Here is an 11,685-nt window from a genome sequence, read left to right as displayed (position 1 = left end):
GGTTACAGACCTTTTGCGTTCAGTTGTTGCAGGATGGCGGTGGAGAGCTTGGGCAGTTGCGAGCGCACGAGGCCCGGCAGATCGAAGCGGCCTCGCAGGGTCACGCTCGGTACCAGCACGGCGATGGGGATTTCCTGACCACGCTTGATCGATTTCGCACCGGAGCGACCCCGTTCCGCACGCTTGAAGCGACGCAGTTCGCTGGTGTTGTCCTTGATGTTCTCGGCCATCAGGATTACCTTGCCGTTCTTCTCGATGAAGAAGGCATTGCCGGCACGCATCAGGCCGTCGATCACGCGGCGGAACGCCTTGCGCCCGATGCGCTGGTGCTCGGGCAGGAGCGGAATCAGCAGGCGACCGCCGATGGTGCCGCCCCGAACGTGGATGCCCAGCCAGGAGATGCGCGAGCCGATGAGGAGCGCCGGGAATTTCTCGGGGCTGCCGGCGTAGAGCTTGTGCCGCATCGACTTCAAGAATCCTGCCTTCCTCACCTTGAAGACTGACTGCATCCGAGCCTGGGCCGCCTGAGCGATCTCCTTGCCGGCGGTTTTCATGCCGGCTTCCACGGCCTTGCGAATCGCCCGCCGCTTCTCCGGCACCCAACTGTCGAGCCGCTTCGGATCGAGCAGCCCCGAGGTGATGAGCGACAGTTTCATGGCTTCAGTTCTCGCACGAGGGATTTGATTTCGTTGCTGCCACCGCGCACGGCCGTCACCAGCAAGGCGAACTGCCCCGCGAGGTCTTCCCGCTCGGCGCGTTCGGCGGCAACCAGGAACGCCCGCAGCTGCGCGAGCGTGTAGGTCAGGACATCGGGATAGCGGTGTCCGGCCCGGAGGAGCCGGGCGATGGCGTCGCTCCAGGGATCAGCGTGCCGAGTGTTTGGCTCACCCGCGTGATTTCCGGTACCACGCGGCGGATAAAAAAATCCGCGTTTGCCCCGAACACCGCCTCGGCAAGCCGAATCGCGTCGTCCAGAGCAAGGCTAGACACCCATTCCGGCGGGCGGCGGCAGGCGATGGCCAATGCGAGGATCACCGCCTCGCCATCCTCTGACAGCAGGCGCAGCCAGTCGGGATCGGCGGTGAGCTTCCCGGCGAAAGGACGGATGGTGCGGGCGAAGATCGGCAGTTCGCCCACCTTGAGGGGCGTGATGTCGAGCGTCTCGCCCCCAATGGTCACGGTTTCAGGAATAGGCGGCAGCGCGGCAAAGGTATCGTCAGTCATGGCGATCACCCGAGCTGGACGATGCGACCGAACTGGCCGAGCACTGCGTCGTAGGGTTTGGTGGAGTCGGCCAGCAGCGAGCCCTCCATTTCGAACTTGTTGAGGTCGTTCGAGATGATGTCGAACTTCTTCAACGGGTCGAACGCCACGCGGTAGAGCTCGATCAGCACCTTGGCGTTACTGGCGGCGGTGTTCACCCCTTCGAGACGCAGGAAGCGTTCGGGGAGAGGCTGCGTGAAGATGCCGATCTCCGTCACTGCGCCGAAGGTGTAGCTCGCCTTGAACGGGGCGGTGAGGCCAGTGATGTCCAGAAACTGGACGGCACCGAAATCCTCGTCGGCCGTGTAGTGCGTGCCTGCGGTGAGCGTTGCCGGCGTGCCGGCCGAATCGACCAAGCTCAGGGCAGATACCTTGGGATGAGCCAGGAAGTATCGGTCGCCGACGATTGGAGTGGCGCCGCCGACGGGTTCGCCGGTGACGCTGCCGCCGGCATCCGTGACATGGTTGCCATAAAGGGCCAGCGAAAGATTCTCCTTGGTGAACTCCTCGATCGTGAGTGCGACGGTGGCGGATTTCTGCTTGACCAGGCGCAGGTCGACAGCGCGTTGTCCGGTCTGGCTCTCGTAGTGCTCGATGACATCTGTCTTGAGCGCGAGCGACAGGTCGGCGACGTTGCCGGGCGAGCGGACATTGATCGGGTCGCCATTGGCGTTGCGTTCGCCGAGATAGACCCGGCCTTGGAACGATGCGTAGTAGGACATGATGGGTTACTCCTTGGGGGGCTTGGCGATCTTCACTGAGGCATCGAGTGCATCCGGTGCAGGATCGGGGCGCTGGGTGGCGGGTTCGCCGACTCGGTGGTCGATCAACCAGCGGGCGGTATGCTCGTCCACGTCGAGGACGTGGCCGGCGGGGTAGGCCACCCCGGCGTGGGTATGGGTGATGAAAAGTTTCAGCTTGGGCATGTCAGCCTCCTTGAGTGATGTCGGAAACGAGGGTGCGGTAGGTGATGCGGTAAATGGCCGGGATAGCGATGGCGTCGATGTCGGCGTCCTCGGCCTGGTAATCGGCATCCATCTCGGCGACCCCGAGTGCCAGACTGCCGAGGGTGCTGTCCGCGAACAGGGCGACGTGAGCACGGCAGATCAGGTCGTCGGCCACGGAATGGCCGTCGGTCGGATCGCGGGCGAGACCTACGAGCCGCACGACGAGCTCGCGTTCCATACGGTCATTGCCGCGCTTCACCGGTGCATCGGACTCGACGATCACGACGAGGGCCGGCGTCTGCTCGCGCGGGATGGCCGTGGTGGGTTGACGCATCACCACGATAGGCGCCAACGCCGTCCCACACCGTGCCACCACCTCGCGCACAATCCGTTCACGCACCGAGTTCATGGCAACCTCGCGAGCTTTGCCCGACACTCGTTGCCGTCCCGCAGCGCAATGACTTCGCGCACGCGGTAGGGGTGGCCTGCGATCTCGACCGTATCCCCGACGGTGAGCAGCAGACGCTCGGTCGGGTACTCGATCTCGTAATCGCGTGAGAGCGCGAGGCCGTCGAGCACCGTCTCGTCGGGTGCGCGGAAACCGCACTCGACGATCAGGGTGCCGACCTTGACGGCGGTGAGCAGACCAGCGCGGGCGGCCGCGTCGTACAGATCAGCCACGGCTACCATCAGGCACTCGTCAGCTTCACCAGAACCCCGGGCCGGTGACACATCGGCAGCGGGTTGGACTGGGTGTGCAGATCCGTGCCACGTTCGAACTTGCGCGGCTCCTGCTTCGCGTAGAGCGGCTGGCCGAGGGTATTCACCGTCTCGTTGAAGTCCGCTGGCGCGAAGTAGGTGGCGAAGGTGTCGATCGTACCCAGGGGGAAGGCATGCGCTTCACCCGGGGCGATGAACTTGCGCACCGTGCCGTTGATGTCGCTGGCCTGGCCGCGATACTCCTCGAAGGTGATGCCGGCGAAGGTGAAACCGGAGCGCACGTCGTTGATCAGGATCGCGCCCTGCTGCCAGTTGGCGTAGGCCGTCTTGACTTCCTTGTGGGTGGTGAGCGCCCGGAAGAAATCGGGCGAGCAGAGCACATGCACGCCGGTCATGAACTCGCCCATGAGACCGTCCTCGATGGCGGCGAGCACGTCGTAGCAGTGCCCCTTGATTTCGCTGTTGGCGTTGGCGAGGTCGAAGTTCACCGCCTGGGGGGTGAGGCCGAACTCGGTGTAGAGGTCGTAGATGGTGCTGCCGTCGGCATCCAGGATCTGGCCCTTGAGTGCGCCCATGCGCAGGTGCTCCAGGGTGATGGCGTGCTTGTTGCGCATGGTCTCCAGGTGCCGGGCCATGACGCCAGCGATCGCCTCCATCTCGGTCTCCGAGCCGAAAGCGCGGATGCCCTGTACCTCCTCGGGTAGCACCACGTCGTCATGCGGGATGTGGGGGATGACGAAGGAGCGCAGCTTGCGGTTGCCGCGCTCGCCCACCGTGCCCGGCGAACCGGGCGGCTTGGTGGGCAGGAGGTTGAGGCGGCCTGCGTACTCCTCGACGATGATCTGCCGGGTGCGCACCGGCTTGGCCGGGATGAGCCCCAACTGCTCGATACGACCGTAGCGGTTGGGGACGAGATTGATGGCCGTGGTAAGGCTTGCCATGGCGAAGCCGGGGTTGTCGAAGGGATTCTGCATTTCATATCTCCAGAATGACGAAACCCGCCGGATGGCGGGCTTCTTGGGAACGAAGGGATGGGTCGGATCAGGCTGCGTCGCGCACCAGAATGCCGAGGGCGATAAGCTGTACCTCCGCAGCCGCCTTCTGCGGCACGGTGATACCGGCTGGCCAGATCAGGGTGCCTCGCGCGACGATGGCGTGGCGTGCCACCGCGATGGCGTCGTCCCGATCGATCAGGGTCGCATCGGTGTCTGCAGCGAGTACGCCCACGGCCGCTTCGGTGCCGTCGGTTGCGGCCGGTGCCAGGGCATACAGCTTGCCGTCGGCGGTTTTCCTGCCGAGCACGGTGCCGAGTTGCAGGTTCTGGCCGGAAGCCACGGTGGCGGCCTCGCGGGAATAGAGGTTCGGTGCCTCATACTTCAGCAGGTCGCCGAGATTCTTGCTCTGGGTGATGGCGGGCATGACTTACTCCTTGGTGGTGAGTTTCTTGACGGCAGCGACCACGGGCGAAGACTCGGGACGCTGGGACACATCGGTGCCGGCTTCAGGCGTGATGGTCGAGTGGATGGGCGTGGCTTCCGACCGGATGGCCTTGGCCTCACACAGCACTCGGCGCACATCCGCCTCGCTCTTGCCTTCTGCAATGAATGCGGCAGCCTTGTCGGGACAGCCGGCGATCAGGCATAGCTCGGCGATGGCCTGGGCGGATTGGGTGACTTCGCGGCGGGCTTCGGCGACCCGCTCTGCCAACTGAGCGGCCGCCTCATCCACGCTGATCATTTCTACTTGCACTTCTTTTTCGGACATAACGTTCTCCAGCGAATGAGTCGCCCCGTTTCGAGACACTGCCCGAGCCGGGGGCGCCTTGCGGCCTCGGGAGCTGAGGTAAATCGAGAATTCAGTGAGCGTTGCCTCCAGCGTGCCGACGGCATCGGCAAGACCGGCCGCCGTGGCGTTCGGGCCGAAGTAGAGGGCTGCCTCTGTCGCACGCACTGCCATCTCCGGCAGCCCACGCATGGCGGCCACATGGCTGACAAAGATGTCGTAGAGCCGATCGACTTCAGTCTGGAGCTCGCTCTTCGCCGTGTCGGTGAGCGGCTCATGCGGCGAGAAATCATTCTTGTGCCGGCCCGCCGTGATGGCGGTATAGCGGTAGCCATCGTTGGCGTCCTTCACCGACTGGTCGATGTGCAGCGCAATCACGCCGATCGAGCCGACGCCACCGGTTTCGGTGACGACGATGCGTTCGGTGGAAGATGCGATGGCGTAGGCTGCCGAGAAGGCGGCGTCATTGGCCACGGCCCAGATGGGTTTCACAGCAGCGGCTTCACGCACGCGGCGGGCGAGCTCGAAACTGCCCGACGCCTCGCCACCCGGCGAATCGACATCCAAAAGGATGCCGGTGACACTCGGGTCGGCCAGCGCCGCATCGAGCATCACGCTGATGTCCTGGTAACTGGTGAGCCCTGAGGCCGCCTCCAGCCCCAGGGTGCGTTTCACCAGCGTGCCGTGAATCGGAATCACAGCGATGCCGATCGCACCGGGTATATTCGAACGGGGTGCGGGTACTGCCGCCAGCAGTTCCCTGGTATCAGCAGGGATCGGGTTGTCGATTCCCAATCGTGGCCCGATGGCGGACAGAATCACGTCGAGCTTGGCGCGATGGACGAGCAACGGCGTCCCGAAGATGCGGGAGGCGAGATGTGGCAGCATGAATTACTCCGTTGTTTGTTCGGTTTGTGGAGGCGGCGCGACCGCCGGTGCCTGGTCGTGCCGTGGATCGGAATCGAAGACGAGGCCCAATGCATCGGCACGGGCGTTATCAGTCGCGATCTCCCGATCGACATCCTCGGCGTCGTAGCCGTAGGCCGAGATCGCCTCCGAACGGCTGGTGAGGCCCGCCCGGATGGCGAGCTTCATGGCGTTGAATTCCTTCTGCGGGTCGACCCACTGCCAGCCCTGCGGAATCCACTTGGCGACTTGGTACTCACGCCGACGGCGGCTGTAACCAGGGAGCACGAGCGAACCTTCGAGCACCGCCTGGTCCATCCAGGCCCGCCAGATCGGCCGGCACAGCTGATGGACGATCACGCCGTGCTGGATCACTTCACAGCGACGGCGGAACTCCAGTAGGCCGGCGCGGATCGAGGAGTAGTTCACCTGAGTGAGATCGCCGGTCAGCATCTCGTAGGTGATGCCCATGGCGGCCGCCACTGCCCGGAACTGCTGGCGCATGAACTCGGCGTAGGAACTGCCGACATCGGCCGGGGCCGAGAACTTAATGTCCTCGCCCGGCTCCAGAATCTGCAACGTGCCGGGCTCCAGTCCGGCCAGGGCCACGCCATTGGCGTCGGCCAGTCCCTCGCCCATCAAGTTGTCCTCGGGGGCGAGTCGGGTGATGAAGCCCGCGAACATCGCGGCGGTCTTCTTGCGCACCAGTTCAGCATCGTCGTACTGGTCGAGCTCGTTCAGCTTCACCAAGGCGCGGGCGAGCCATGGCTCACCCCGTATCTGCCCGGGCCGCAGCGGACGGAAGAGATGGACGACTTCCTCGGCCGGCACACGAACCGTTTCGACACCGCCGGCCCCCGACATGGGGCCGAGGCTTCCGTCGTTCGGATGCGAACGATAGAGGTGGTAAGCCACACGTCGTCCGAGCCGGTCGAACTCGATGCCGGCGCGGATGACGTTCCCGTTGGCGAGCTCCCGGTTCATCGCCAGCGGCAGGTGCTCGGCCTCCAGCACCTGAATTTGGAGTGCTACCGGCAGCCCGTCCTCGGGACGCCGCCAGCGCAGTCGCACGATCGCCTCGCCTCCCTCCAGCATGGCCCGGCAGGCAAGCGACTGCAGCCCGTAGAAATCGGTGAGGCCCGCTGCATCGGCGCCCTCGCACCAGTCCCACCACAAACGCTGGATGGCTTCGCGTTGGGCAGCATCTTCCACCATGCTCTGCGGCTTGATGCCGGTACCGATGGCGTTGGCGACGAAGGCCTCGATGCCGGCAGCCGCCCAGGCATTGCGCCGCACGAGGTCGCGGCTCTTGGCGCGAAGCTGTTCCTGCGTGTAGGCGAGTGCCGCCACCGCACCGGGGTTGGCTACCGTCCAGGCGAGCGTGCGCCGACCGAAGCCTGCACCGTCGTAGGTGGGCGTACCGCCGAAGACCCGGCGTTTGATGGTTCCGAACCAGCCCATCAGAAGCCCTTTCCGGTAGTCACCCGAATCTGGCGCGGTGCACGCGGATACAGGCCGGTGGCCACGGCATCCTTGTGCATCGCGGCTTCGACCTCGGCGATGGCCTGCTTCAGTTCCTCGACGGTGCGGTACTCGACGGTCTTGTCGCCGAAGGTCACGCGCTTCTCGCCCTTGGCCAGCGCATCACGCAGGGCCTGCAACTGCACCTCGGTGTAGGTCGGCGTGCTCATCGATAGACCACCAGGCTGATCTCTGGCGTGTCGGCCAGCGACGCCGCCGAACTGGTGCAGACCAGTTCGAGGTAATCGGCGGTCTTACCATCAGTGGTTCCCCGGGCCGCAGCGAAACGGATGGTTCCCGTCGCGGTGTTGCTCCTGCCCGTAGCGACCCAGCAGTACTTGGCATCGGGAAACGGCGTTTCGAAGTCGATGCGGTAGCGGCCTGTCCCGAGCCGGGTCACCGAGGCGACGTTGTAGGCGGCGCGAAGCTGGATCGCCCCGCCCACGTAGCCGAAATTCACCCAGGCGCGGGCGAGTCCGGGATGGTCGGGACGGATCAGCCCCTTGATCTCGGTGCCGATGCGGGTGGCGAGCGCCGACAGTTGGGCGACGAGGCTCATCACTTACACCAGGGCGGCGTTGAAGATCGCTACGAAGTCGGTGGTGGTATCGCCAATGTCGGTGGCGGCGACCGCACCGATGTTGTCTCGGGCTTGCGTCTGCTCGGGAACGGTCAGGGTCTGCGCGGCATCGAAGCGCACGCGCTTGTCGATGGCGGCCGTGAGCGCGGCGATGCCGGTCTGGTCGTTCTGCAGCGCCTGCTGGAGTTCCAGCAGGGTGTCGTAGGCCGGGTCGGCACCGCCCAAGATGTCGGCCTTGAGGGCATCGAGCACCGAGACGATTTTCGACGAGGAGTAGGTGCTGGTCGTGGCAACCGTCAGGTCGTCGATGGCCACCGCCGTGATGATCGCGGCCTTCAGTTCGTTGATCGCCGCCACCAGGCTCGACTTGTCGGTGGTGGTCAGTGCCGTCAGCGTGCCCGTTCGTCCCTTGACGGTGTTGAATTCCTCGGCGACGCGCAGGACGAAGCTGTTGAGTTGGGTTTGCAGGCTCATGGTGGGGTTCTCCAGTGGTGGTGATTAGCTGAACCAGCGACTGCGGATGACGCGCCGGCCCGTTCTCGGGGTTCCAGAAACAGCGAGGCCACCGCGTTGGGTGGCCTCAGTGGGGTGTTCGATTAGCGGATCGGGATCGCCGGGCGGTGGCAATCCAATCTGTCGTTCCAGCTCCCGCCAGTGCCGCTCCTCGAAGCGGTCGAGGCCGGCGGTGCTGGCCGCTGCCCGTGCATACACGTAGCAGTCCAGAGCCTCGTTGCGCTCGCGCATCTTCTGCCACTCGCGGATGGCGAAGCCGTTGCGGTCGCGGCGGGTGACCAGCTGCTCGGCGCAAAGTTGCTGCACGAATTCGGCATCGACCTTGGGCAGATGCACGAAGCCGGTCGGGTAACGCAGGGTGACACCGTCCTCCAGGACGTCGGCGCTCTTGCGCAGGTTGTTGTAGAACTCCAGCTTGGCGATGCCGACCGCGACCGAGAACACCTTGATGCCCCGGCGCAGCTTCTTCCCGCCTTGCGAGAGATCGACCGCCGTCGGCGTGCCGACCAGGGCCGCACCTTTGGGCACACCCTTGACCGCCATCACGCGGGGATCGCGTACCAGCCGCACGAAGGTGTAGGCCTCCTGCGTGGCGAAGCCGGTGTCCAGGGCGAACCGGGCGAGCGGCAATTGCGCACCTGACTCGTGCGACCACGTTTCGGCGATCAGCTCGCCGAGGCGTTTCCACACAGCATCGCGGGCGGTGTCGCCCATCAGCACGCGGTGCTCGACGAGCCAGGACTCTTTGCCTCGCCCGAATGCCCAGATCGAGGCCTCGATGCGATCCTTCTGCACGTCGGCACCACCGACCAGCAGCAGACCGCCGGAAGGGATGCGCCCAACCGGATAGTCTTCGCGCCGTTCGATGAGCCGCTGCCAGTCGGGGGCTTCGCCTTCCTCGACCCAGGTCTCGCCCAACTCGGTGTTCTTGAAGGTCTTGATGGCGGCCGCCGATCCGGATTCCTTGTTCACGGCAGACTCCCACGCGGCGGCAATTTCCCGCCAACTGCGCCAACCCACCGGGCTGTACAGCGAGGAAAGATGAAACCCTGCCGTCTTGACCCCGTTCTCCGGCACCAGTGCACGCCACTCACCGTGCTCCAGCATCCAGGTCTTGTGCTGCTCGGCAATGGCCGTGTCGCAGGACTCGCACACATAGGCCGCCGTGTCGGGCTGCCCCTTCTCCCATCGCAACTGTTCGAAGCGTAGCCACTGCCGGTGCGCGCAATGCGGGCACGGCAGGAAATAGCGGCGCTGGTCACTGGCGTCAAACTCCCGTTCAATACTGCTGGCACCGGCAATCGTCGGCGTCGAGACGATGAATATCTTGCGGCGGGCAAAGGTGCGAGTGCGCGCCTCGGCCAGCGAAATTGCATCGCCTTCGCCATCGACGTCGCTCGGGTAACCATCGACCTCGTCCAGGAACAGGTAGCGCACCGGCATCGAGCGTAGGCCGACCGCGCTGTTCGCGCCCGTCATCACCAGCACGCCGCCGCGAAACTCCTTCGCCAGGATCGTGTTGCCGGCATCGCGACTGCGAGCCGGCGCAATCAGTTCAGCCAGCACCGGCGATTCCTCGATCAGCGGGTCGATCCGCTGCTTGGAATTGCGCTTCGCCATTTCCACCGTGGGCGACACGGCCATCATCGGCCCGGGCGCGTGATGGATCACGTACCCGATCCAGTTGTTGCCCATCTCGGTCGCGCCCAGCTGCGCCGCCTTCATGAACACGATCCGCTCGACCGCCGACATCGGCGACAGGCAATCCATGATCGCCTTCAGGTACGGTGTGCGGCTGGTGCGCCAACGGCCCGGCTCGGCGGATGCCTTGCTGGATAGCATCCGGTGGCGATCCGACCACTCGGACACCGTCAGCAGCGGATCGGGCGTCAGTCCTTCGCGCCAGGCGCGTTCGATGTCGATCCCGCCTTCGTAATCCGCATCCAGCATCAATCCACCCGGGGGCGAACGTCACCCAATTCCTGTAAGTGTTCCCGCACGGCGGTCTCCAGTGCGACGTGCAGCGTGTGAGCATCGACGCCGAGCTTCGATGCCATCTGCCCAGAAATGCGTGCCGGCCAGTTGAGCCAGGCATCGCGCTCAGAACGCGCCAGCTTGAATACGTGGGCGATGGCCTGGGGCCGGTCGACCAGTTCACCCTTGAGGCGGGCAAGGCGCACCTTGTTGGTCTGCGCCTTGACCACCTCGTTGACGGTGCGGGCCTGCAGCAGCGACGTGCCACCGGCATTCAATGCCGGAGCGACTGGCTCGCCGGCAGGCTCCTTAACCGCGACCGTCTCAGCCCGGCGCTTGGTGCCCTCCTTGGGCGTGTCGGAATTCTTCGCCCAGTCCCGGTCGGCCTTGTCCGGATCGATGCTGCCATCGGCCTCCGGCGTAATCCGCCCGGCACGAATGGCCTTGTGCACGGCGGTGTCCGACACCCCTCGGTGCCGGGCATAGGCGCGAATCGACAGTCCCATGATCTCCATCAAGCATTGGTGCAGCCCCGTTCAGATTCAGCTTGGCTTCTCTCTGGAACAGCGCGTTCATGACATCACCATCAACGACGCCACAAGGTGAAAAACATGACGAAGCAAGCCGCCAAAGACCTCGACCAGCAACTGCAGCAGATCGCGCTGGATCACCTCTTCATCGAAACCCTGGAAACCCGCCACAGTGACCGGCTGGACTTCCACGAGGTCAGCGTCTGGGCCGTCAAGAGCGCTCTGCTGGCCGCTTACGAGGCAGGGCGGCAGGCCACGACGCAGGACTGAGAAAGAAGCAGAAGGCGCTTGGCTTCACTCGCGAACAGCGCGTTCATGACCAGACCATCAACCATCACGAAGGAGCATCAAATGACCACCATCCAACTGACCCCTGCCCAACACGCGATCCTCGCCTACGCCATCGAGCACACCGGCGGCAAGATCGAGTGGTTTCCCGACAACATCAAGGGCGGTGCCCGCACCAAGGTGCTGGAGGGCCTGTTCAACAAGGCCCTGATCACCCGCGACAGCACCGACTGGTTCGTCGCCGCCGAGGGCTACGACGCCCTGGGGCGCGCCCGGCCGACGCCGGCCACCATCCACCCCGACCCCGAGGTCGAGGCCGCCGTGTCGGCCGCAGAGGCCAACTGGTCGCAAGAAAAACAGGACGCGGCCAAGCAACTGCTCAAGGTCGGTGTCGAGAACAAGCCCCGCACCCGCGAGAACAGCAAGCAGGCCGCCGTGATCCAGATGCTGCAGCGCCCGGAGGGGGCCACCATCAACCAGATCTGCGCGACCACCGGCTGGCAGGCGCACACGGTGCGCGGCACCTTTGCCGGGGCATTCAAAAAGAAACTCGGGCTCACCATCACCTCGGAAAAGCCCGAGGGCAGCGAGCGCATCTACCGAGTCAGTTGATTTCGTGATGGGGTGGCGGCATATCCACGCCACCCCGAAGCGATCTCCT

The 11,685-nt window shown here is 64.8% G+C and carries 17 protein-coding genes; 2 read left to right on the top strand and 15 right to left on the bottom strand.

Annotated features, from left to right (window positions below):
* Window positions 1–2 precede the first annotated feature (2 nt).
* The 15 genes from Q1J43_RS08240 to Q1J43_RS08170 form a co-directional block, all read right to left on the bottom strand.
* A complete protein-coding gene (locus Q1J43_RS08240; RefSeq protein ID WP_301101982.1) occupies window positions 3–656 on the bottom strand; it encodes a DUF6441 family protein in 654 nt (217 codons plus the stop codon).
* A gap of 145 nt (window positions 657–801) precedes the next feature.
* Window positions 802–1,224 carry a DUF6631 family protein gene (locus tag Q1J43_RS08235; protein WP_301101981.1) on the bottom strand — a complete coding sequence of 141 codons (423 nt, stop codon included), beginning with the start codon at window positions 1,222–1,224 and terminating at the stop codon, window positions 802–804.
* 5 nt (window positions 1,225–1,229) lie between these two features.
* Complete coding sequence (locus Q1J43_RS08230) at window positions 1,230–1,985, bottom strand: hypothetical protein (protein WP_301101980.1); 756 nt, start codon at window positions 1,983–1,985, stop codon at window positions 1,230–1,232.
* A 6-nt stretch (window positions 1,986–1,991) separates the two neighbouring features.
* Window positions 1,992–2,189 (bottom strand): hypothetical protein, encoded by a 198-nt coding sequence (locus Q1J43_RS08225; protein WP_301101979.1) that lies wholly within the window; start codon window positions 2,187–2,189, stop codon window positions 1,992–1,994.
* Window position 2,190: 1 nt separating this feature from the next.
* Window positions 2,191–2,619, bottom strand: a complete 429-nt coding sequence (locus Q1J43_RS08220) for a hypothetical protein (RefSeq protein ID WP_301101978.1) — start codon at window positions 2,617–2,619, stop codon at window positions 2,191–2,193.
* The gene (locus tag Q1J43_RS08215) at window positions 2,616–2,900 is read right to left on the bottom strand and encodes a hypothetical protein (RefSeq protein WP_301101977.1); all 285 of its coding nucleotides are present in this window, start codon (window positions 2,898–2,900) and stop codon (window positions 2,616–2,618) included. The genes Q1J43_RS08220 and Q1J43_RS08215 overlap by 4 nt, the downstream gene beginning before the upstream one ends.
* Entirely contained in the window at window positions 2,900–3,904 is a 1,005-nt protein-coding gene (locus Q1J43_RS08210; protein ID WP_301101976.1) for a major capsid protein, read from the bottom strand. The genes Q1J43_RS08215 and Q1J43_RS08210 overlap by 1 nt, the downstream gene beginning before the upstream one ends.
* Before the next feature lie 67 nt (window positions 3,905–3,971).
* Window positions 3,972–4,349 (bottom strand): head decoration protein, encoded by a 378-nt coding sequence (locus tag Q1J43_RS08205; protein WP_301101975.1) that lies wholly within the window; start codon window positions 4,347–4,349, stop codon window positions 3,972–3,974.
* 3 nt (window positions 4,350–4,352) lie between these two features.
* Window positions 4,353–5,600 carry a S49 family peptidase gene (locus Q1J43_RS08200; protein WP_301101974.1) on the bottom strand — a complete coding sequence of 416 codons (1,248 nt, stop codon included), beginning with the start codon at window positions 5,598–5,600 and terminating at the stop codon, window positions 4,353–4,355.
* 3 nt (window positions 5,601–5,603) lie between these two features.
* The gene (locus tag Q1J43_RS08195; RefSeq protein WP_301101973.1) at window positions 5,604–7,079 is read right to left on the bottom strand and encodes a phage portal protein; all 1,476 of its coding nucleotides are present in this window, start codon (window positions 7,077–7,079) and stop codon (window positions 5,604–5,606) included.
* Window positions 7,079–7,309 (bottom strand): hypothetical protein, encoded by a 231-nt coding sequence (locus tag Q1J43_RS08190; protein WP_301101971.1) that lies wholly within the window; start codon window positions 7,307–7,309, stop codon window positions 7,079–7,081. Before Q1J43_RS08190 ends, Q1J43_RS08195 begins: the two co-directional genes overlap by 1 nt.
* The gene (locus Q1J43_RS08185) at window positions 7,306–7,698 is read right to left on the bottom strand and encodes a hypothetical protein (RefSeq protein WP_301101970.1); all 393 of its coding nucleotides are present in this window, start codon (window positions 7,696–7,698) and stop codon (window positions 7,306–7,308) included. The genes Q1J43_RS08190 and Q1J43_RS08185 overlap by 4 nt, the downstream gene beginning before the upstream one ends.
* Window positions 7,699–7,701: 3 nt before the next feature.
* Complete coding sequence (locus tag Q1J43_RS08180) at window positions 7,702–8,193, bottom strand: hypothetical protein (RefSeq protein ID WP_301101969.1); 492 nt, start codon at window positions 8,191–8,193, stop codon at window positions 7,702–7,704.
* Between the two features lie 24 nt (window positions 8,194–8,217).
* Window positions 8,218–10,182: a phage terminase large subunit family protein gene (locus Q1J43_RS08175; RefSeq protein WP_301101967.1), complete on the bottom strand. Its 1,965-nt coding sequence runs from the start codon at window positions 10,180–10,182 to the stop codon at window positions 8,218–8,220.
* Entirely contained in the window at window positions 10,182–10,712 is a 531-nt protein-coding gene (locus Q1J43_RS08170; protein WP_301101966.1) for an elements of external origin, read from the bottom strand. The genes Q1J43_RS08175 and Q1J43_RS08170 overlap by 1 nt, the downstream gene beginning before the upstream one ends.
* Before the next feature lie 105 nt (window positions 10,713–10,817).
* On the opposite strand from Q1J43_RS08170, the gene Q1J43_RS08165 reads away from it, so the two are divergent.
* Complete coding sequence (locus Q1J43_RS08165) at window positions 10,818–11,006, top strand: hypothetical protein (protein ID WP_301101965.1); 189 nt, start codon at window positions 10,818–10,820, stop codon at window positions 11,004–11,006.
* A gap of 81 nt (window positions 11,007–11,087) precedes the next feature.
* The gene (locus tag Q1J43_RS08160; RefSeq protein ID WP_301101964.1) at window positions 11,088–11,636 is read left to right on the top strand and encodes a DUF3489 domain-containing protein; all 549 of its coding nucleotides are present in this window, start codon (window positions 11,088–11,090) and stop codon (window positions 11,634–11,636) included.
* Window positions 11,637–11,685: the final 49 nt, after the last annotated feature.

Origin of the sequence: Propionivibrio sp., from assembly GCF_029255185.1 — a bacterium.
Lineage (GTDB): Bacteria > Pseudomonadota > Gammaproteobacteria > Burkholderiales > Rhodocyclaceae > Propionivibrio.
The sequence above is the reverse complement of the archived record's forward strand: the minus strand, read 5'-3'. Positions and strand labels throughout refer to the sequence as shown.

Bases quoted from the DNA above. Each gene is read 5' to 3' on its own strand.
- Q1J43_RS08195 (WP_301101973.1), bottom strand. From the start codon at position 7,079: ATGGGCTGGTTCGGAACCATCAAACGCCGGGTCTTCGGCGGTACGCCC.
- Q1J43_RS08175 (WP_301101967.1), bottom strand. From the start codon at position 10,182: ATGCTGGATGCGGATTACGAAGGCGGGATCGACATCGAACGCGCCTGG.
- Q1J43_RS08235 (WP_301101981.1), bottom strand. From the start codon at position 1,224: ATGACTGACGATACCTTTGCCGCGCTGCCGCCTATTCCTGAAACCGTG.
- Q1J43_RS08165 (WP_301101965.1), top strand. From the start codon at position 10,818: ATGACGAAGCAAGCCGCCAAAGACCTCGACCAGCAACTGCAGCAGATC.
- Q1J43_RS08240 (WP_301101982.1), bottom strand. From the start codon at position 656: ATGAAACTGTCGCTCATCACCTCGGGGCTGCTCGATCCGAAGCGGCTC.
- Q1J43_RS08180 (WP_301101969.1), bottom strand. From the start codon at position 8,193: ATGAGCCTGCAAACCCAACTCAACAGCTTCGTCCTGCGCGTCGCCGAG.
- Q1J43_RS08160 (WP_301101964.1), top strand. From the start codon at position 11,088: ATGACCACCATCCAACTGACCCCTGCCCAACACGCGATCCTCGCCTAC.
- Q1J43_RS08220 (WP_301101978.1), bottom strand. From the start codon at position 2,619: ATGAACTCGGTGCGTGAACGGATTGTGCGCGAGGTGGTGGCACGGTGT.
- Q1J43_RS08185 (WP_301101970.1), bottom strand. From the start codon at position 7,698: ATGAGCCTCGTCGCCCAACTGTCGGCGCTCGCCACCCGCATCGGCACC.
- Q1J43_RS08210 (WP_301101976.1), bottom strand. From the start codon at position 3,904: ATGCAGAATCCCTTCGACAACCCCGGCTTCGCCATGGCAAGCCTTACC.
- Q1J43_RS08230 (WP_301101980.1), bottom strand. From the start codon at position 1,985: ATGTCCTACTACGCATCGTTCCAAGGCCGGGTCTATCTCGGCGAACGC.
- Q1J43_RS08215 (WP_301101977.1), bottom strand. From the start codon at position 2,900: ATGGTAGCCGTGGCTGATCTGTACGACGCGGCCGCCCGCGCTGGTCTG.
- Q1J43_RS08190 (WP_301101971.1), bottom strand. From the start codon at position 7,309: ATGAGCACGCCGACCTACACCGAGGTGCAGTTGCAGGCCCTGCGTGAT.
- Q1J43_RS08225 (WP_301101979.1), bottom strand. From the start codon at position 2,189: ATGCCCAAGCTGAAACTTTTCATCACCCATACCCACGCCGGGGTGGCC.
- Q1J43_RS08170 (WP_301101966.1), bottom strand. From the start codon at position 10,712: ATGGGACTGTCGATTCGCGCCTATGCCCGGCACCGAGGGGTGTCGGAC.
- Q1J43_RS08200 (WP_301101974.1), bottom strand. From the start codon at position 5,600: ATGCTGCCACATCTCGCCTCCCGCATCTTCGGGACGCCGTTGCTCGTC.
- Q1J43_RS08205 (WP_301101975.1), bottom strand. From the start codon at position 4,349: ATGCCCGCCATCACCCAGAGCAAGAATCTCGGCGACCTGCTGAAGTAT.